21 protein-coding genes and 1 tRNA gene are annotated in these 20,763 nt (G+C 32.1%); 4 read left to right on the top strand and 18 right to left on the bottom strand.

The annotated features are described in order from the left end of the window. Positions 1-118: 118 nt before the first annotated feature. Both ACJAX4_RS08425 and ACJAX4_RS08420 read right to left on the bottom strand, forming a co-directional pair. On the bottom strand, positions 119-457 hold the full coding sequence (locus ACJAX4_RS08425) for a hypothetical protein (protein WP_435789015.1): 339 nt from the start codon (positions 455-457) through the stop codon (positions 119-121). A 1,283-nt stretch (positions 458-1,740) separates the two neighbouring features. Continuing rightward, complete coding sequence (locus ACJAX4_RS08420; RefSeq protein ID WP_435789014.1) at positions 1,741-2,337, bottom strand: recombinase family protein; 597 nt, start codon at positions 2,335-2,337, stop codon at positions 1,741-1,743. A gap of 463 nt (positions 2,338-2,800) precedes the next feature. On the opposite strand from ACJAX4_RS08420, the gene ACJAX4_RS08415 reads away from it, so the two are divergent. Then, positions 2,801-3,382 carry a hypothetical protein gene (locus ACJAX4_RS08415; protein WP_435789013.1) on the top strand — a complete coding sequence of 194 codons (582 nt, stop codon included), beginning with the start codon at positions 2,801-2,803 and terminating at the stop codon, positions 3,380-3,382. 115 nt (positions 3,383-3,497) lie between these two features. Next, positions 3,498-4,967: a caspase family protein gene (locus ACJAX4_RS08410; protein ID WP_435789012.1), complete on the top strand. Its 1,470-nt coding sequence runs from the start codon at positions 3,498-3,500 to the stop codon at positions 4,965-4,967. Positions 4,968-4,973: 6 nt separating this feature from the next. On the opposite strand, the gene ACJAX4_RS08405 is transcribed toward ACJAX4_RS08410, so the two are convergent. The 8 genes from ACJAX4_RS08405 to ACJAX4_RS08370 form a co-directional block, all read right to left on the bottom strand. Further along, positions 4,974-5,192, bottom strand: a complete 219-nt coding sequence (locus ACJAX4_RS08405) for a hypothetical protein (protein ID WP_435789011.1) — start codon at positions 5,190-5,192, stop codon at positions 4,974-4,976. Between the two features lie 374 nt (positions 5,193-5,566). Further along, positions 5,567-5,842, bottom strand: coding sequence for a hypothetical protein (locus ACJAX4_RS08400; RefSeq protein WP_435789010.1), 276 nt, complete (start codon positions 5,840-5,842; stop codon positions 5,567-5,569). A gap of 134 nt (positions 5,843-5,976) precedes the next feature. Next, the gene (locus tag ACJAX4_RS08395) at positions 5,977-6,450 is read right to left on the bottom strand and encodes a transposase (RefSeq protein ID WP_435789009.1); all 474 of its coding nucleotides are present in this window, start codon (positions 6,448-6,450) and stop codon (positions 5,977-5,979) included. Positions 6,451-6,742: 292 nt separating this feature from the next. Further along, positions 6,743-8,974 carry a hypothetical protein gene (locus ACJAX4_RS08390; protein WP_435789008.1) on the bottom strand — a complete coding sequence of 744 codons (2,232 nt, stop codon included), beginning with the start codon at positions 8,972-8,974 and terminating at the stop codon, positions 6,743-6,745. Between the two features lie 293 nt (positions 8,975-9,267). Next, positions 9,268-9,696 (bottom strand): hypothetical protein, encoded by a 429-nt coding sequence (locus ACJAX4_RS08385; RefSeq protein WP_435789007.1) that lies wholly within the window; start codon positions 9,694-9,696, stop codon positions 9,268-9,270. A 22-nt stretch (positions 9,697-9,718) separates the two neighbouring features. Next, entirely contained in the window at positions 9,719-10,480 is a 762-nt protein-coding gene (locus ACJAX4_RS08380) for an ORF6C domain-containing protein (RefSeq protein WP_435789006.1), read from the bottom strand. Between the two features lie 74 nt (positions 10,481-10,554). Continuing rightward, entirely contained in the window at positions 10,555-10,785 is a 231-nt protein-coding gene (locus ACJAX4_RS08375; protein ID WP_435789005.1) for a hypothetical protein, read from the bottom strand. Positions 10,786-10,807: 22 nt separating this feature from the next. Next, positions 10,808-11,005, bottom strand: a complete 198-nt coding sequence (locus ACJAX4_RS08370; protein WP_435789004.1) for a helix-turn-helix domain-containing protein — start codon at positions 11,003-11,005, stop codon at positions 10,808-10,810. Positions 11,006-11,373: 368 nt separating this feature from the next. Here ACJAX4_RS08370 and ACJAX4_RS08365 point away from each other — a divergent pair, with 368 nt between their 5' ends. After that, the gene (locus ACJAX4_RS08365) at positions 11,374-12,063 is read left to right on the top strand and encodes a hypothetical protein (RefSeq protein ID WP_435789003.1); all 690 of its coding nucleotides are present in this window, start codon (positions 11,374-11,376) and stop codon (positions 12,061-12,063) included. 3 nt (positions 12,064-12,066) lie between these two features. Then, complete coding sequence (locus tag ACJAX4_RS08360) at positions 12,067-13,512, top strand: tyrosine-type recombinase/integrase (RefSeq protein ID WP_435789002.1); 1,446 nt, start codon at positions 12,067-12,069, stop codon at positions 13,510-13,512. A gap of 149 nt (positions 13,513-13,661) precedes the next feature. Here the strand turns inward: ACJAX4_RS08360 and ACJAX4_RS08355 are convergent. The 8 genes from ACJAX4_RS08355 to ACJAX4_RS08320 form a co-directional block, all read right to left on the bottom strand. Beyond that, positions 13,662-13,737 (bottom strand) — tRNA-Thr (locus tag ACJAX4_RS08355). A gap of 129 nt (positions 13,738-13,866) precedes the next feature. Further along, complete coding sequence (locus tag ACJAX4_RS08350; protein ID WP_435789001.1) at positions 13,867-14,985, bottom strand: NADH-dependent flavin oxidoreductase; 1,119 nt, start codon at positions 14,983-14,985, stop codon at positions 13,867-13,869. 351 nt (positions 14,986-15,336) lie between these two features. Beyond that, positions 15,337-16,071, bottom strand: coding sequence for a hypothetical protein (locus ACJAX4_RS08345; RefSeq protein ID WP_435789000.1), 735 nt, complete (start codon positions 16,069-16,071; stop codon positions 15,337-15,339). A 244-nt stretch (positions 16,072-16,315) separates the two neighbouring features. Beyond that, positions 16,316-17,020, bottom strand: a complete 705-nt coding sequence (locus tag ACJAX4_RS08340) for an MIP/aquaporin family protein (RefSeq protein WP_435788999.1) — start codon at positions 17,018-17,020, stop codon at positions 16,316-16,318. Positions 17,021-17,095: 75 nt separating this feature from the next. Next, positions 17,096-18,589: a glycerol kinase GlpK gene (glpK, locus tag ACJAX4_RS08335; RefSeq protein WP_435788998.1), complete on the bottom strand. Its 1,494-nt coding sequence runs from the start codon at positions 18,587-18,589 to the stop codon at positions 17,096-17,098. Positions 18,590-18,743: 154 nt separating this feature from the next. Continuing rightward, positions 18,744-19,109, bottom strand: coding sequence for a DUF1667 domain-containing protein (locus tag ACJAX4_RS08330; RefSeq protein ID WP_435788997.1), 366 nt, complete (start codon positions 19,107-19,109; stop codon positions 18,744-18,746). A gap of 6 nt (positions 19,110-19,115) precedes the next feature. Further along, positions 19,116-20,375 carry an NAD(P)/FAD-dependent oxidoreductase gene (locus ACJAX4_RS08325; protein ID WP_435788996.1) on the bottom strand — a complete coding sequence of 420 codons (1,260 nt, stop codon included), beginning with the start codon at positions 20,373-20,375 and terminating at the stop codon, positions 19,116-19,118. 40 nt (positions 20,376-20,415) lie between these two features. Further along, the coding region (locus tag ACJAX4_RS08320) for a (2Fe-2S)-binding protein (RefSeq protein WP_435788995.1) at positions 20,416-20,763 on the bottom strand (348 nt) is incomplete at its 5' end.

Below are 20,763 nucleotides of genomic sequence, written 5' to 3'. Positions count from 1 at the left end.
ATAATCATCAAAATATATACTCCTATGAATACCAATATATCCTACGAATACACATATTAAAATAATAAACACAATTATCGTTTTTTTTCATAATGTACCTCCTTATTTTACCCACTAATTATTCCGTAGGTGGATTACAACCACTACATGGTTCATAGCCTTCTACTATTGCATCATCTAGATTTATATATATTTTACTTTTACTTAAATATCTACAACCTTCAGTATGATATTTTTTACCCGACTCAGTAACATATACTGCAATCTGAGTCGGTTCTGTTTGTGAAGGTGATTGCCCTATCGGTGCAACTTCTGTTATTGACACTTTTGGTACAGAATCATTATATATTTCTATACTAACAAAAACTAATCTACCTACAATTAAGCTTATGATAAGTAACCATGTATAAATAAAATATAAATGTTTTTTAATTTTTATTTCCTTCACTTCATTCATTTCCTTCATTCCCCTTTTTTTATTATGAATTTTTACCACTAATTATTAACATTTACTAAAAATGTTATATTACATAATATCCTTTATTTTTTATAGCATACCAGAAGTAATGGCATAATAATATGGCATACCTATATTGTTTTGTAAATATTTTCGCAGATTTTTTTTGTGGATTTTTTTTATATGAGGGACTTACCCTTTATCATTTATTTATACAGACACTGGGTTTACTCCTTCTCTGTGTGGGTTTTTTTCTACATTAAGAACACGAAAACTATTATGTCCTTTCCTTGAATTTCTATATTAGAAGAAACCAAAAGTTATTCAGCTCTTTTCCTCTTTATCTATAAAAACTCCATATCCTGCGCCACTTCCTTATATAGTAATACTTTTGTCTGCTACTGTTATCAGCATATAAAGAAAGAAAAGACTTATTTGTCCTCCCATTGCTTTAGTTAAATTTCAGTTAAATTTAGTACAATTCTAACTTTATAGTGTTTTCTTCAATGATCTTGATAAGTAATAGGCACTAGCACTAAAAACAGTTGTAACTTTGCTTATAACCGAACTTATATTCAGTGGCCATACTAGAGTACACATATGAATAGATTATGATGATGTAGACATATATATTAATTACGTGGATAATGGATTAATAATAGGGGGGATTAGATGTTACCAAAAGTAGATACAAGTATAAAATACTGGTTTGTAATAGCAGACCCTGACCACTGGAACTGGACTACTAGTCAGAAGATAAATACTGTATAAGATTGGGTAAACTCATTTAGGAGTAATAACTATCATACTAGTAATTTCAGTGTAGTAAATCCAGGAGACCTAGTTATTGGTTATAACTGTGGTAAGCAGAAACAGATTGTAGCATTCGGTATAATAGAACAGGGACACCATGACACTAAAGATGGTAAAGACATAATTAGCATAAGAAAGTTAAAGGACTTAAAGCCTTTAGATTATGATGAGTTAAAGTATCATAGTAGTACTACAAGGATACGTAGTAAAGGCATAGTACAAGGCACTATAGTATCTATAGATGAAGATGAGTATTATGAGTTAATTAGGATATCAAAGATACCATAAACATTAGAGGGGGTAACCCCTCTGTACATAGGTCGATGCATTAAATAGAAGTGATGTATTAGTGGAAAAACCAATAGTAATAGTAATAAACTTAGATATAAAACGGAATTTAAACTTAACCTTGATTCCTAGACCGTAGATCTGAAGCTCTATATCCTTAGACAACAATTTATGTCTACCCATTACTCCATACTTTCTTCTATAATCTTAATGTATTTATACAAACAGGACCTTGATATGTCGCACATTCTAGCACATTCACTCTTATTTATCTTGCTATTCTTTAATAGGCCATATGCTTTGACTACTGCCACTGGAACATCTTCTATTGTAGTTGTCGGTCTACCTATTAATTTCCCTTTAGCTTTAGCATTAGCCATACCTGACTTAACTCTTTGGCTTATCATGTTTCGCTCTAGCTCTGCAAATACGCCCATCATCTTTAACATACCTTCAGTCATTGGATCTAGTTCTTTAATGCAATCTACAATGAAACTTCCTAATATTAATTTAATTCTTCTGATTTTAGCTAATTCTATAACTTCACACAATTGCTTGGTACTTCGTGTGATTCTGCTTACCTCAGTTGCTATTATAGTATCTCCATGCTCTACTTTTTCTAACAGCTTGTTAAACTCTACTCTGTCTGTCTTAGTGCCACTAGCATATTCCAGGTATATATTATTAGTAGCGACTCCTAGTGCCTGTAGCTCCCGTGTCTGCCTTGTAATATCCTGCTTAGTATTGTCTGTAGAACATCTTGCATATCCATATAACATATATTCCCCACCCTTTCAAATACACTCTTATTATATAGTATACTATATATTCCAATTTATACACGAAAAGGTATAAATAATTTTAACTACATAATTTATCGTGAATATACCATGAAACCCACTTAAAAGTAATAAAAAGCTCCAAAACCTTGGAACTCTAAAGTGTAGTATAAAACAGATGTTACTGTGTACGCTCATGTGTTCTTATTTTTTGTTGCGTGGATAAAAATTAATTATGCGAGTATAACTATGAACTGTGATTAATATGCAACTACCTATTAAAATTAAAAATGTGGAGTTGGCTGATTACCATGTTAGACAAAAAATAACACGAAATTATCAATAATATGTTATAATTTCCATATAAGTTAATTTAATTGTAGTAAAATATTACTGGAATTTTAGCGAGATGTGGTTATGGCATTGATATGATATTACCGAAACATCAATGAGTCAGGTTGAAGTGTTTTCAATTGTATTAGGTATCGTGGCAATATGCCTATCTATAGTGTTTTTTTTAATGGCTGATAAAACATCTAAGGAGTCAGAAAAATCAGCTATCAGAATAGATTCTAGTGTAAAAAAACTAGAACTACTCTTTGAAAAATTATATTCTGGAACATTTGTTATGATGAAGGAAACAGTTACATATATGAGAAAGGATGTATACGGCACAATGAATATACCCGAGCAAAGCAATAACAAAATAAATAAAGAGATATATGAAAAGACCCTAGCGGAAGTTGCGGTTACTATAGAAGAAATAAAATCAAGTCAGAAATCAGAAACTGAACTACAAGATTTAATAATGAATATTATCCAAAATTCGAAACAGGCTGAAAAAAATGTGAAGAATGACCTTATTATAGACGAAATTTGTAGCTTTCTAATAGTTAAAGGAGGATGTACCTACAATATTTTACATCAATATTTAACAAATAAGGGACTAGCAGAGGCATTAGATTCTTCGATCTTCAATGCACTAAAGAAGCTTGCTGATAATAGTGTTACCAATAATCCTTTTGTATTTGATAATGAAATATGAGTGATATCTATTGCTTTTAATTCAAATGTATATTTGTTGTAGATAATAAAAAATATATCAGCAATAATTAAAATATACTCAATTAAACTGAGATTAAATCAAAAGGGGGACAAGCATGAAAAAAATAGCTATTTTATTCGGTAATAGCAATTATCCAGGATCAGTACTAAAAAACGCAAAAAATGATGCTGATGACTTATCAAAAAAAATTATAGCTCTTGGTTTTAAATGCATAGTAGTCACTAATGCAAAATGTGAAGAGATGGATAGAGCGATAGATGATTTAAAAATAATTTTAGAGGACTATGAGATATGCCTATTCTTTTTTGCTGGGCATGGAATTCAGATCAAAAATGAAAATTATTTAACTGCAATTGACACTAGCTTTGAAGATGAATCAGGTTGCAAATACTCATCTATTCCACTAAATCAAGTAATTGATATTCTTGAGGAGAGTAAAATTGGCACAAAAATTATTATACTAGATGCATGCAGAAATAATCCTTTTGAAAAAAAGTGGCAAGGACGCGGCGGTTCGGTAGCAGGATTAGCTCCTGTTTATGCTCCAAAAGGAACTATTATTGCATTTGCTACTTCTCCTGGACAAATAGCATCAGATGGTTTGGAAAGCAATGGAGCGTTCACAAGTTCATTATTAACTCATATAGACACACAAGGAATAACAATTGAAGAGCTATTTAAAAGGGTCAGGAATACTCTAAGTTCAATAACAAATAATAAGCAAATTTCTTGGGAACACACCTCATTAATGGGTGACTTCTACTTCAACAATAGTTACGTAGATGGCCAGTTCTTGATATCTTATTCTCAGCAAGCTCTCTCAGATTCCGAGTATATCTTCAATGCTGAAAGCAGTTTAGAAAAGGTCATTATTGGATTAAAAAGCTATACTTGGGATGTTCAAGATATTGCGTTTAGAAAAATAAGGAGACTAGATTTTACTTCAGTTCAAAAGGACGAAATTTTTTTATTAGGTCGAAATATATATCAGTCAGCATGCGGAAGATTATTTACTGCAATTGATTGGATTAATTTACTAGAAGACAAGCTAGGTGCATTTAGCCCAGAAATCTCTTTTCATATCTTAAATGGTATCATATATGAGATTTACTTCGATTCAAAAGGTAAGTTACGTAATAAATTTAAAGATGCTTATTTAGATAAAGTAATTCACTTAGCCAACAAGCCAAATTATCAAAAGTCTTTTGGATTTATAAGAAGTCACTTACAGGAGTATAAACAAAGAATAGTATATATGCCTGGAAGTAATCAGCCAATATGTGTAGATGTAATTGTAAATATCGACAATGAAAGCAATTATTATATTGAAAGAATATGTATTGGAGGGCAAGATGTACTTTATATTGAAAATAAAAGTGAACTGTATGAATACAATTCTTCAAATTGGTATACACAACAATTACCATTGGAACCCTTTGAAGAATTGCTAAGAAAAGTGTTGGCAGTTCCTAAAAATTATATTATAGTAAAGTATAGTATCAATGGAAATTATACACAACTTGTAATTCCGCTAGATTTTACGTTACTAAGATTTTCATTATAATATCAATTAATTAGTAAAATATGTATTGCATTTTCTATTGCTATAACAACAACTTCTGGTGGAGTTTAACACAATTTTTGCATTTAACGCTGTAAACTTAGCGACAATTGTTGCAACAGAATCTTTTGAATTAACTATTACTACAGGCGTATTTTTAGCTTTTGAAAGAGGTGCTAGTGTAAGAGCATCAACATTGTTAGCATCTAAACCTAATGCTAATACCACTTGAAGCTTCTAATCACCGTTTTAAACATTCATTAGTGCAGTTATAGGTGCAGTGTCAGGATCTTCTGTGGGTAGGGCAATAGGAATTTTCGGAGGTTTTTTAAGAAATGATTGCAAATTAGTCAGTGAAATATATCGTTAATTTTATAAATAAATAAAAAAGCCGCATCGTTGCTAATAGTTTCATGATGTGGCTTATTTTTGCATGTATATCCCCTACAAACGAAGCAAAATCACTTTGTGTAATAAAGTGCAATCTTAGGATAAAACGTCAACTTTTTAAGTATTCTCGTAAATAATAAAGCAAGGTCTTGTATATCCAATGCCCACTTATCTTTTTATCTAGGAAAGTTGTTGTAAACTTAAATCTTATTTCAGAACTTTTTACTCCGTGGATTTAATGAACTGTACTCCAGCCTTTTATGCTCAGATGCTTTGAAAACAACATAAAATAAACCTTTTGTTACAAGTAAATTTACTTCATCTTCTGTCATTCCATACTTATCTGTAATTGTATATCTAGAATTATTTACGGTGGATGTGCTCACTATCTTTGACCACAGAACAATCCCTCCTGTAGTTAAATAAACTACGAGGATTAAGCCACAAACTAATTTTTTAACAATTTCTACAATCCTTTTTCTATTCATTTTCAAACCCCTATTTAATTCTTATAACATATTATATGCAAACACTTTAATGCTTCATCCCTTTTAAAATAATAAAAAGTACCACACTATTTGAATAATGCGGTACTAAGTAATTTAAAACTTCAACATCTTATTTAATCTTTTATGTTCAGCATTTCTTTGAGTTCTTCAGCAGAGAATCTAGAAAAATCAATTCTATTAGAAGTTTCACCTTTAACATTAATATTGCTATCTATATCTTTGCGATCACGCCATTCTTTAGGTTTCCTATTTTTTAACCAGAAGATTTGCGCCGTAGTATCCGCAGCAACTTCTTTAGTTATTTCTGTAGTAGTCCTTATCCCCGCTGCATTAGTAGTGGTCTTATACTCTATATATGAGTAGCCTGTAGCTCTTCTCTTTAAAGCATTTTCTACTTCTATGTCCACAACTTCCTTACCCTTTTTTAAGGCTTCCACTAACTCTATGTGCTCCACCTTATATTTTGATAAAGTAGATACCCCTATACCCAAGTTTTTAGCTATTTGTTCTTCTATAAGTCCATCTCTACACCATGCTTCTATTACTACTAATTTACCTTTAACTTCCTCCCATCTACTTTTGCACATTAGCACTACCCCCTTATAACTTCTACCTCTATTATAAACCCTATACCACGTAATATCAATTCTAAGCTACTTCTCTACAATAACCATAGTATCTAACTGATAATATTTAATTTCATTCTAGACAACAATAAGATGCACTGTGAACTTATGCATATTTTTTTACTGTATTACACTGTAGTAGGATATTGAGTTAACAAATAAATTATTTTACTTATACACTAATGCCTTATATTAATAATTTGCTTTACTCGCTTAATATTTAGCAAGCTAAAAAAAGTAATATCAACAAATTTTAATGTGGACTGTTTTCCACAATTTCTAATGCTCTTTTTATTAAAGGTTCTTTCCATAATTGATTTGGTTCGTTTTTTAATTCACCTTGTATATATGATCTAATAGTAATTGCTTGTTTATTTACTTCAGGTTCTAGCTTTTCTATATATTCTTTGACCAGTATTTCATAATTATTTTCTTTCAATATATCTTCTTGTATTTTTTCCTTTGCTGCTTCATTTATATGAATTTTAAGTTCTTCTAAAATAGAATCTTCACCTGGTATAACTTTACCTATGCCATATGTACTCAATTTACCTACAAGCCATTCTAAAAACTGTGGTGTAGTCATAGCATTGAGTTCAACTCTATTTGTCTGTAACCACTTCCTTGAATCCTCATCTAAATAATCTGCACTAGGTTTGTTATTTTCTTCAACCTTTTCAACTTCTAAATTCATCTCTTTAACTTCTTCAGGGTTAAGACCTAAATCTATGATTTTTACTTTCCTTTTGCCTCTAGTTTTTGTTTTTTCTTGCAATGTTTGATAAATCATTGTTCCTGCCTTATCACAATCATGCACACATAATACTTGTATTTCTTCATCCTCGTCTTCACCATCTTCACCTAATTTATCTATTAAATCTTTTGCAGCCCTGCTAGCATATCCTTTAGAAGTTAACAATGCACAATCAAATTTTTCAGAAAACTTATAGTCCTTTAATATTTCAAAGAAACCTTCCTTTTCTATATATAATATTTTGTTAAATTCTAGCTTGGGCCTTACATAAGCTTCTACTGAAAGAGTTCCTATAGGTATCGTTTCTTGTGAATGTGGTGTGTATAAACTTCCCCGACTATCTCTATATAAACCTTCTATTTCTCCATGGTCTGTTTCATAATTAGTTAAAATATTATTGAAGTTTTCATAGTTTAGTTCTACCTCTAGGTGTTCTGCTATAAAAGGTCTTACAACATAATATAATTGTCGTTGACTAAATTTATAATTTCCATCACCGCTAGCTTTCTTTACAGCAGCATCTAAGTTTTCATAAATTATATATTTTTGTGTATCCTTCTTATATGAATTTTTCTTAAAATCTTTGTTATGTTTATTTATTGCCTTCTGTATAGCTTTCTCAATTGTATCTTTCATATATGTAAGATCAGGTTTTTTGCCATCACTTGTAATCGGCATATAGGGAGTATTTATATTTACTATTATTCTGAGTTTTAATTTTAGTTTTAATTCAAACCTTAATCCCTCACCCCATAGATATATAGATTTTTTTCTATTTTCACTAACATAAATTTCTGAAATAGTTGGAGTTTTGTTTACAAGTATAATACATGATGTTCCATTACAATCTTCCTTAGCTAATACCTCCACCGTGAATGGTATAACTGCCTCATGTTTTCCTTTTGAAGTTTGCATTTTAAAAGAACTTTCTTGCTTATCATAAAAATTATATTCCTCTATCTGCACTATAGATCCTAGCCTATTAGGTTTTACGAATTTAGAATTGTTTTTAATTATTTCTAATAAAGATTCAGTATCATAAAATGGCAATTCCTTAGATAGACGATTTCGCCCGAACTCTTTTGCTATTATTCCCGCTTTTGTACCTGTGCATCCTTCAAATTGTTGTACTAATTCATGCACTGTTCCTTGAGCTGCTTGGCATAGCTCGAAAAAGCTTTCTGAATTATACCAATATGCAGATGTCTTACCTTTGTAATTTTCACCTTTATTAAATCTAGTTGCAATACTTGACCATCTTGTACTAATCAATTTATCCCCTAATTTAATTTCTATCGCTGTACCTGTACCATCATATTGGGATACCTTTTTTATCTTGGAGCTTCCATCATCTTGAGCAATAATTTCATATGTAATTCCTCTGGTAGATACAAATAATTTACCACCTGTAGCAATAACTGCACCAACAACTACCCTTAATCCATTACCTAAGGCTCCACGGGTAGGCAGCCTTAATAGTTTTGAAGTTACTAGTGGTCTATTTATAGAAAATAATTCACACAACTTTGATTCATCTATTCCATCTCCATCATTCCATACGGATAAATACCCACTTTTCACATCTATAATTACATTTTCTGAAACATCTAAAGCGTTATCTACTAGTTCTTTTGCTACAAGTGCTGGTATATAATCTTGTCCTACTCCAGCCTTCTGGGTTAATGTGTCCATACTCCTGAATAACTTCCAATCTTCTTTTATAAAATCCATTTAGTATCTTCTCCTTTATCTCACATTCTTTAAATACATGGTACATGGTATATATATAAAGGATATGCTTTTTGGCACATAGTAAACATTTTTGAATATTCCGATTCATGATAGCCTTTAAAACCCTCTACATATAAAGGTTTTAATACATTTTTTTAGCAGATTCACTATATGCCTTTTGACATCAAGTGGATCTGCTAAAATTGATATTTCCATGTCTACTATATGCTTTTTGATATATAGTCTATATGCTTTTTGACATGCTTGAAATAATTTCATGCAAAATAAACTGTTTATAATTCACGGTTTGAAGGTCTTTTCCATTCATCCTTAATGTTGAATTTTTTTGTACCATATAATTGCCACATATAATTAAAACCATATATATTACATTCTCGTGTACTGAATCCACTTCTAATTAATTTTACAAAACCTAAATTTATTAGCTTATCGATGCATTTGTAAAATGTCCTAGGTGTCATGTATTGTTTATACTCTGATACAGGCATACTAATGTCATTTTTGTTGCTAGAGATTAAAACTTTATTTGCATACTTTGCAGTATACTTGCTTATCATCAAAAAATATATTTGGAAGGCTTTTGCATCTTTGATTAATTCTTTCCCTACATTACTATTAAACATATCTCTATATATTGGAATTAGGCTTCCACCCTTAGTACTTTGAAATCCTTGGTAGTTTCCACCTTTGCTTCTGCCCATCTATTATTGCCCTCCCTTGCCTTTAAAAAGTAGATATGGAAGAAAGAAAGGAGCTATCTTGGCCATTTATTGTTTGAATTTCTCTTGAAATTTGCCAAAATGGTTTCCATGTTGCAACTATATCTAAAGCCATTTCAAAATCTTTTTTAGGAGTATTATGATAGCTCGTAATGTTAAAGTGATCCTTATAATCTCTCCATAAGGCTCTATAAATTTTACCCCTTAAATCCTTAAGTAAATATGCAGGTGCTTCGGAACCGCCACATTCGTTTATAACATGTTTATTTACTGCTTTTTTAATACTAACTTCTTGACCGTATTCTATGACCATATTATTCTCAAGATGTGCAACCTTTTCATCTATAGCATTTAATTTCTGCTCATGTTCTTCCAAAGTTTGATATTGAAGCTTTATTTGCTCCATTGGTGTTAACTGCTTAATTAAAATTTCCTTATAGTTATTCTCTACCTGTATGAAATATTTTCTAGCTTCTTTCCCTTTTTCATTCCTTTGAATCATTGAAATCTCTTTTGCCATATCTAATTTAATAACATGGTCAATGTATTCTGTTTCGTTTCCTTGAGCTGTTAGCCTTTTTTGACTAATAGCCATAAAGTCATTGTTTTCAGCAAATCCATATTCGATCATTCTTTCAAACCATTTTGTATATTGAGTTCCTATTTCTAAAAAATCATGTAATTCTCTTGCATTAACTAATTTTTGCCCTTCGTCATTTTTATAAATGGGTACTAATTGATCTTCAACGATTGTTAAATTAAGCATGTTATTTGACACTCCCCTTTTCCATCTTTTTAATTGTTTTAATCTGAAAATTTATATTTTAATTGCAAAAATACTTAAGCTTCAATACGTCTTACCTTGCCTCTGGGAACAATGTTCTCTGGCACTTTTATATTTTCTAGTGCCAACCGCTCCAAGTCCTCCTCCAGCCAGTCCATGCGTAAAATATACTTTGTATGCCCCGCCAAGTTAAACCGAATTTTCTTCTGCTTGCACAATAGTCGTAATGAATATTCTGTAATTCCACTTTCGCCTGATGCTCCCTTTAAACTCATGTATTTTGTCATTTGTCACCACTCCCTTTAAGTTTTACTTCTTAATCTCATATCCTGAAAATAATTCATTCTCTGATATTCTTAATACAGTAGCGATTCTTTTTCTCCAAGCCGGACAAGGATATAGTTTGTTATTTACAATTTGATTGAAGCTGGACTGTGGCATATCTGCTAATCTTGCAGCTTTTGATTGTGATAAATTCAACTCTTTTAACTTATCTTTTATTATCATTATTAACCTCCTTAGAATGTTATTTAGGTATTGCTAATTAGCTATAACTTAATTATAATGGATTTACAGACATAATTAAAATAAATGCGTCTGTAAACTCGTCTGATTTTAAAAAAATAAAATATATTTGAAATGAGGGATTTATTATAGATAAAAATACCGCTATAAGTTTAATACAAGATATAACAGGTACCGATGTAGGTAATCTTATTGAAATCAAAAAATCTTTTGTTAATTTTGGTATATACCTTATTAGTGAGCTTCCAGAATTTGAATTTGGGGATAAAAATAAAACAGATACACTTCGAGCACTCCACGGTAGAAGACGAACTGATAAAAGTGAACCATTTGTAGAACCTTTATATTTAATGGGAGCGTATGCCTTTACTGGTAAAGGTGCTAATTTTCACTCCTTATCTACTAATGATCTGAATATTTTATTAGAACTAATTTATTTAGTTAAAGAACCTATTGATTTTAAAAATCTAGAAAACTCCTTCAATTATGAAGAAATATTAAGTTATTGTTCAAAATACTCTTTACCATTTTGTGATAATAATAGTATTCATGAATATGCTGATGAGTCAAGAAAGTTTGTATATAGTCGTATCCCCATAAAAGAATTTTATATTGAAGTATCACGTTTATACTTATTGTTTAATTTATGGAAAGCAATATCAGAAGATAATGAGGACAGCTCAAAAATATATGCTTTGCAGTTATTTAGCAAACTACAGGATTTTAACATGAATAGTTATAGACATATACTGTCTAGTACTTTAGATAACAAAATGAACACTATTCGCATGAAGGTTTCAACTTTAATAATTAATAATTTATATTTAGATACTGATAATTTACTGTCAATGTGTTATTTCCAACTCGCAAATTTGAATACAAAATCAAACCAAGATACTGATAAACATCTTAAAATATGTGTTGGCTGTAGAAAAATCATGTGGGTTGCACATGGCAACACTACTCACTGTAAAAACTGTAATAGGAAAACATTATTTAGTAGAAATAAAAAGAATGCTAAGAAAAATACGGAGGGATAAAAAATGGCAATTGAAAAACGAGGTAAAAATTCCTATAGATTAACAGTTTCACTAGGATACAGCAATGAAGGCAAGAAGCAATTCAAGAAAAAAACTATTGATCTTTCTCATATCCCAGTAAAAAAGAGAGAAGAAGAAGCTAAAAAACAATTTGCTTTATTTGAAAATGATATAAAAAAGGGTCTGTTTGTTGATAATGAAAAAATAACCTTCGAAGAATTTATTGATAAATGGCTTGTAGACTATGCCATCCCTACATTAGCACCTAAAACACTATACCGATACAAAGAGATATTAAGTAGAATTATTCCTGCTCTAGGCCATATAAGACTTATTCAGCTTCAGCCCACACATTTGGTGGAATTTTATAATACTCTTCGTGAAAATGGTATCCGAAAAGATAGTAAATATACTCCAAAGAAAAATTTTACTGAGATTATAACAAATCAGGGGTGTACATTAAATGATATTCCATCAAAATGTAATGTCACACAAAGAACTGTTACAAATTTAAAACTCTTTAGAAATATAGATGCAACTATAGCAATTAAAATTAGTGCAGGACTCGGCTTAAAAACCAATATTCTATTTGATACAGTAGACAGGTCAGCTTCTTTATCTGAAAGGACAATACTCTATCATCATAGAGTAATTTCAAGTATCTTAAATACTGCAATGCAATGGCAATTTATCATAAGTAATCCCGCAACACGTGTAGCACCTCCGAAAATGCAAAAGAAAGAAGCCAAACATTTTGATGAAATACAAGCCTTATACCTTTTAGAATTAATGGACAATGAGCCTATTAAATATAAAGCTATGATTTACTTATCAATTTTTGGTGGCATGAGAATGGGTGAGCTTACAGGCTTGGAATGGTCAGACCTAGACATGGAAAATGGATTATTAAAAATCCATCAAGCTTCTCAATACTTACCTGGTAAAGGTATTTTTACAAAGGATACTAAGAATATAAGCAGCGAACGTGTAATTTCTTTAGCTGATGCAGTTATTACAGTTTTAAGGCAATATAAATTGTGGCAAAACAGTGAGAAAGTTAACATGGGTACTTCATGGGATGAAAAATGTACTAGAATTTTTACAACACGTGAAGGTGGTCCGATATTTCCAACAACACCAGGAAAATGGTTTTCAAAATTTATTAAAAAGCATAATGATAATATATTGAATGATGATTCTATAAAAAAAGAAGATAAAGAGCCTTACCTTCTAAGCACTCTAAGTTTTCACGGATTAAGGCATACCAGTGCAAGTCTATTAATAGGAGGAGGTGCAGATATTGCTACAGTGTCAAAACGTCTAGGTCATGCAGAAATATCAACCACACTAAATATATACACCCACTCACTAAGAAAAACAGATAAAGATGCTTCTAATAAACTTGAAAATATTCTTAAGAAAAAAGAGCAAATTAAAAAGCAGAGATAAATATTATCCCTGCTTTCTTCTTGTAAATTATAGTATCCTTTATTATGTTTTTATCGCTTGTAGTACCCAAACAGTACCCATTTTAGTATTTTTCATAGAAATTAATAAATTACCATCATCATAAAACGTTGATATAACTGGGTTTACATTGGAGCTGAAAAAGGGGATCGAACCCTCGACCTACGCGTTACGAGTGCGTTACTCTACCAACTGAGCTATTTCAGCATATTATATTTCTTACCTACATAATTATATACCATATGCTACCTATATTCAATGTAAATTTATGAATAAATAAAAATAAAGAATATACTCTAATCTGATTCGTACATTCTTTATCTAAATCCTATTACTTTATTCAGTAACTGGGAACCACCCCGGTGTATTCATTATTGCGTTCCAAAGTGGCTCTGGAATATCTAGTGATTTTTCATTACTTTTGCTTAACGTAGTACGTATTTCAGAAGTTCTCCCTTCTTGAACTTTGCTTACCCACTCTGGGTCCATTATTATTTCCCTACCTAAGGATATAAATTCCGCACCACTATCTATTGCCTTAATAGCATCCTCAGGTGTATGAATAGACCCCACTCCAATGAACGGCACCCTACCATGAATTTGATCTAGTATTTTGCAAATAATAGGTTTTGTGTTTGTTGTATCTCTCATTGAACTTTGCCAAAAATCCATTATAGAAATATGCAAGTAACTAAGGTTCTGATTTACTAATACATCGAGAAATAAAAGTGTATCTTCTAAAGTTATGCCTGGTTTTTCCATCTCCTCAGGTGAAAAACGATAACCCACTATAAAATTCTCATCGGCTTTTTCACTTACTACTTTTTTAACTTCTGCTATAACAGAAAGTGGGAAATTCATTCTTTTTTCTATATTCCCTCCCCAATTATCACTCCTACGGTTTGAGTGAGGTGAAAAGAATTGTTGTAGTAAATATGTGTTAGCACCATGAATTTCTACGCCATCAAAACCAGCATCTATAGCTAATTTTGCTGTTTCACCAAATGCTTTAATAGTACCCTTAATTTCTTCTTCCGTCATTTCTCTAGGTATCATTGCTCCTGGCCTTTCCGGAGCTACTGCACTTGCACTAATTGTTTGTTCACCTGGTATATCAGAAGGAATTGCCATTCTACCGCCATGAAATATTTGTAAAATTGCTAAGGCACCCTCGTCCTTTATGGTTTTAGCTAGCTTTTTTAGTCCTGGTAAAAAGCTGTCATCATAGGCAGCAAACTGCCCTGGAAAACCCTTTCCTGATAGACTAACATATGTTGCCGCCGTAATCACCATACCTACACCCTTCGACCTTGCTTTATAATAACACAATTCCACCTCAGATATCGTTCCGTCAATATTAGCAGAAAAAGTGGTCATAGGTGCCATAACTAAAGGATTTTTTACATTTAATGATGAACCTAAAATTCTAGGTTTAAGTAACTTTTCAATTTTCAATTTAATCTCTTCCTTTCAAAATAAGTTTTATATTTCCCTTATTTACATAATACTATATATTTATATTGTTGTAAATGATAATGATAATTATTATTATTTGATATTGATTTATTTTTATTTCAGAGCTTACTTTACTTAATTTTAATTCCTCTCATAAGAATATATATATGCTATCAACTTATATCTAAGTACTTTTTTAGCCACCAACATCATTATGAGGTCATAATTTCACGCCTTCACCGGTTTTATTTAATCAGAATAGAAAAAGATGAGTAGGAATTCATCTTTTTCTACTCATCTTTTTTAACTAACGAAACAAAATGTGACTGTAATTATTGTATGCACTTTTTATTATTTAACGTCATTCGAATAGTTATTAATTAATTTTATTATTGGAGTTGCTAATTTAAGTAAATCAATACTGCTACTATCACTACATATTTTGTCAACCAAATCACCCATGATCTTTCTATCTAAGTTCTTAACTACAGAATCTATTTTGTCATCAGTTAAATTTTCTAAAAATCTTCTTAATGCAAGAGAATGATTATAATTTTCAAATAATGGTTTAGTAAGTTCCCTATAATCTCCTTGTTTGCAAATATCAAGTCCCGCGTATATTCCTGTTAAAATTGATGTATATTGACCAAATACAGGGCCTGGAGAAATAGTACCAAAACAATTTCCAACGAAATACGTATTCTCTATTATGGGTTTATCACATATCCCCATAATATATTTTGTAATTTTAAAGTTATCAGTTATCGCAAGGTTTTGGTCTAATTTTATACATGCTAAATTATAAAACTTTTTCCATATATCATTTAAATCTAACTTTATATTATTAGGATAATCCGGATAAGCAATAACTAAATTTGCTTCCTTTTCAGAAAAAGGAATAAGCCAAGCATATGCTTTAGGTAATATCTCATAATTAAACCATACATGAGTGTTACTCACCACAAATTCACCTTGAACGATGGCTCCTTTTATAGTGCAAGTAAGATCGCTCCTATAATTACCTAAATCAGAAGCATATTGTCCATCTCCAGTTGCAAGGACTACACAATCAAAGTCTTTACACAACTTTGCATACTCCTCGGTTGAGTTAAAATTAATTTTAGATTTTACTTGTTTTGCTAGTTGACACTCATATGAATCAACAAGTCTGCCTCTTGAGTTTGTGTATCCGATTCCACCATTAATACACCCAATCTCATTTTTAGAATGTAACCTTAGTATGATTTATATGCAAATAAAAACACCCAATTTCATAATGCACATTGGATGTTTTCATTTTATTATTAATTATTATAATTTAAATTGTAATTTAACCAAAGAGACCAACTACTGCTAGCGCACCAACGATGCCGCCACAAATTGGAGCTACTACTGGTATCCAAGCATATCCCCAGTCATTGCCACCTTTGCCGGCGATAGGGCAGATAGCATGAGCTATTCTAGGTCCTAAATCTCTGGCAGGATTAATAGCATATCCAGTTGTACCACCTAAACATAAACCTATTACTAAAATAACAAATGCAGCGATAAGTGCACCCAATCCAGGAACTGATTCTGTTTGTGCAACTCCTAGTAACGCAAATACTAATACAAATGTTCCAATAAATTCTGATAAAAAGTTCGCTGGTGTATGTCTAATTGCTGGTGCGGTACAGAATACAGCAAGTTTTGATGCTTTGTCTTCTGTAACTGCCCAATGAGGATAATACATTAACCAAACAAGGACTCCACCGAATATACCCCCAAGCATCTCGGCTATAATATAACCAGGTACCACTGACCACGATAATTTACCAATTACAGCCAGGGCTAAAGTAAGTGCGGGATTGAAAGAAGCTCCGCTTACTGTAAAAATATAAGCTGGAATACCAACAGCAAATGCCCAACCAAAACAAATAACTATCCATCCAGAATTATTTCCTTTTGTCTTATCTAGAACTACATTTGCAACTACACCATCACCAAGAAGAACAAGTAACATTGTACCAAAAAACTCTGCATAGTATATTAACATATTATTATACCCCCATATATTATTTTGTAAAGAAGTGAAATGTAAAATACATTCTACTTCTCCAACTACATTTAGTTATTTTTCTTCCCAATCTTTAGATCTACCAACTGCTTTATGCCATCCTTTAAGTAGTTCTGCTCTTTTTTCTTCTTCCATGTTGCTATTAAATGATTTTGAAAGTGCCCAATTGCTACATACATCCTCTTTATCTTTCCAATAACCTACTGCTAGTCCTGCAAGATATGCTGCCCCAAGTGCGGTAGTTTCAATTATTTCTGGTCTATCAACTTGTACACCTAGTATATCTGCTTGGAATTGCATTAAGAAGTTATTAGCACAAGCTCCACCGTCAACTTTCAAAGCATTAAGTTCAATTCCGGAGTCTTCTTGCATTGCTTTTAGCACGTCATTAGTTTGATATGCTATGGATTCTAATGTAGCACGAATCAAATGTTCTTTTTTAGCTCCTCTTGTTAGTCCAACGATTGCTCCTCTTGCATACGAATCCCAGTATGGTGCGCCAAGTCCTACAAAAGCAGGAACCATATACACTCCATTTGTATCCTCAACTGCAGATGCATATTTCTCAGAATCAGCAGCATTATCTATCATTCGAAGTTCATCTCTTAGCCATTGAATTGCAGCTCCAGCTATAAATACACTACCCTCAAGTGCATATTGAACCTTTCCGTCGATTCCCCAAGCAATTGTAGTTAATAGTCCACTTTTTGATTCTACAGCTTCATCTCCAGTGTTCATTAAGAGGAAAGCTCCAGTGCCGTAAGTGTTTTTAGCAGCTCCTGGCTCATAACAACATTGACCAAATAGTGCAGCTTGCTGATCTCCAGCGGCTCCAGCTATTGGTATCTCAGAACCAAATAATGCCGTATCAGTTTTACCATAAACACAACTTGATGGTTTAACCTCAGGTAGCATACAGAGTGGTATATTTAATTCTTCTAATATTTCTGTGTCCCATTTTAATTCATGAATATTAAATAGCATTGTTCTTGAAGCATTAGAATAATCAGTTACATATGTTTTTCCTTTAGTAAGGTTCCAAATTAGCCAAGTATCAACAGTTCCAAATAATAGGTTGCCTTTTTCAGCATTTTCTCTTGCGCCTTCTACATTATCAAGAATCCATTTAACCTTTGTTCCTGAAAAATAAGCATCAAGAATTAATCCAGTCTTTGCTTTTACTATCTTATCAAAACCTTTTGCTTTAAGGTCATCACACATATTTGCTGTTCTTCTACATTGCCATACTATAGCATTATAAACAGGTAGGCCTGTCCTTTTATCCCATACAATTGTAGTTTCTCTTTGATTTGTTATTCCTATAGCTGCGATATCTGAAGCCTGTGCACCCACTTTTGCCATTGCTTCTATAGCAACAGAAAATTGTGATGACCATATTTCCGTTGGATTATGTTCTACCCAACCTGCATTGGGATAAATTTGAGTAAATTCTTTTTGTGCTGAACTTTCAATAAGTCCACTCTTGTTAAATAAAATACACCTTGAACTTGTTGTTCCTTGATCTAATGCCATTACATACTTAGCCATAAATTTGTACACTCCTTCATGATTTTATTAGTAATCGTTTACTTGGAATTTATAGAAACACGGTACTAAATTAATTATTACCGTGATTTTATCTTTATTAAACTTAAACTTGTCATCTAGATGTAACTTGCCACTTGCTACTATGTGGGTGGCATTATAATTTCTCAATATCCTTAGTTGCTATAATATTTACGCCCGTTCCCAGTACATTTTCCAGTACAATATCACCAATATGGACGGGGGCTTTTATCACAACATTTTTTAATTCTCTTACACAGTCATAAACCAAATTTTTTGGAATATCTTTTTCTGTTTTCACAGAAAGTATCTCACGTTTACCACCGGTCACTAAAACAGAGGAAGTAACAACTCTTGTGGGATTAGTGCATTCCTTCTTGCCATAGTTTTCACCAAGCTTACAACTATTTCCGGATACACTTATAACTTCTTTGCCCTCAAGTTCAACTATAAGAGCACAACCCATTGGACAACCTATGCATGTCAATTCTCGCCTACTCATAATTCATTACTCCTTTTCTACTTTTATAGTAACTTTTTTGCATTTACTATATTTATCAAAAACTGCTTTAGTCAATTTAACACTTTCCATTTCGCCGGGGGTAAGAATCTTCTTTTTTAAATGAATTTCCCGAACGTCATCAAAGTAAACAGATATATAAGAATTTTTATATACCTCACCAACTCTAAACCTAACATCTATTCCATCACCGATATTTGCAGCGTTGATAGTGGTTGGTACGGTGTATCTAACGCCATCTGTTGCAAAAATCTCAACACCGACTCCCGCGTGATGAATTCCATTTATATAATCTGCGGCATTTTTACCAGCAGTGTAGCTTTCAGTGGTTACATTGTCTACTAAATCGTGAACATGAAGCACATTACCACAGGTGAATATTCCAGGAATGCTTGTCTGCATACTTTCATCAACCTCAGGCCCTCCAGTAACTCTAGAAAGTTTAACATTTGCTTTTCTAGAAAGTTCATTTTCAGGTAGAAGTCCAACAGATAAGAGCAATGTATCACAAGGAATATATTCCTCAGTGCCCACAATTGGTTTTCGGTGTTCATCAACCTTGGCTATAGTAACTCCATCAAGTCTATCCTGGCCGTGTATATTTGTTATAGTATGACTTAATTTTAGAGGGATATCAAAATCATCTAAGCACTGCACAATATTTCTCTTAAGTCCACTTGAATGGGGCATGAGTTCTACACAAGCCTTTACTTTTGCTCCTTCTAGGGTCATTCGCCTTGCCATTATAAGTCCAATGTCTCCGGAACCAAGTACTACTACTTCTTTGCCTGGCATTAAGCCTTCCATATTAACATACTTTTGAGCTGTTCCTGCTGTATAAATACCTGAACATCTTGCTCCTGGTATGTTTAAAGCTCCTCTTGGTCTTTCGCGACAACCCATCGCAAGTATAATTGCTTTTGCATGAAGCTCAAGAATACCATCCTTTGTATTTACAACAGTGACTTGTTTATTATCATTTACATCTAAAACCATGGTATTTAGCTTATATTCAATGTCAAGATCTATAACCTTGTCAATAAATCGTTTTGAATATTCAGGACCAGTTAATTCCTCTTTAAAGGTATGAAGACCAAAGCCATTATGAATACATTGATTGAGAATACCACCTAATTGGTCATCTCTTTCTATAATTAAAATGCTATTTATTCCTTGATTCTTTGCAGAAACTGCAGCTGCAAGTCCGGCTGGACCTCCACCAATTATGATTAAATCATATTCTTGCATATTTATTCCTTCCTTCCTCTATATACTTAAAATTTCATTATTATAAAGATTGTTTATTTCTTCCGGATATCAAAATAGAATTTCCACCTGATTTTGTAACTTCAGAGCGAGTTATATTGAGTTCCTTTGCTAAAAGGTCTACAACCTTTGTTGAACAGAAACCAGACTGGCATCTACCCATTCCAGCTCTTGTACGGAGTTTAACTCCATCAAGTGTTTTTGCTCCAAGAGGCCTCCTTATAGAATCTATAATTTCACCTTCTGTTACAGTTTCGCATCTGCAAACAATAGTTCCATATTCAGGAATTTCTTTAATTATTTCTCTTCTCTGATCATTTGACATCTCTCTAAACTTTCTTATACCTTCTCTTATAGGATTGAAATTCAA

Origin of the sequence: Clostridium sp., assembly GCF_051278035.1 — a bacterium.
GTDB lineage: Bacteria > Bacillota > Clostridia > Clostridiales > Clostridiaceae > Clostridium_AD.
This window is presented reverse-complemented; position numbering and strand designations above follow the sequence as displayed.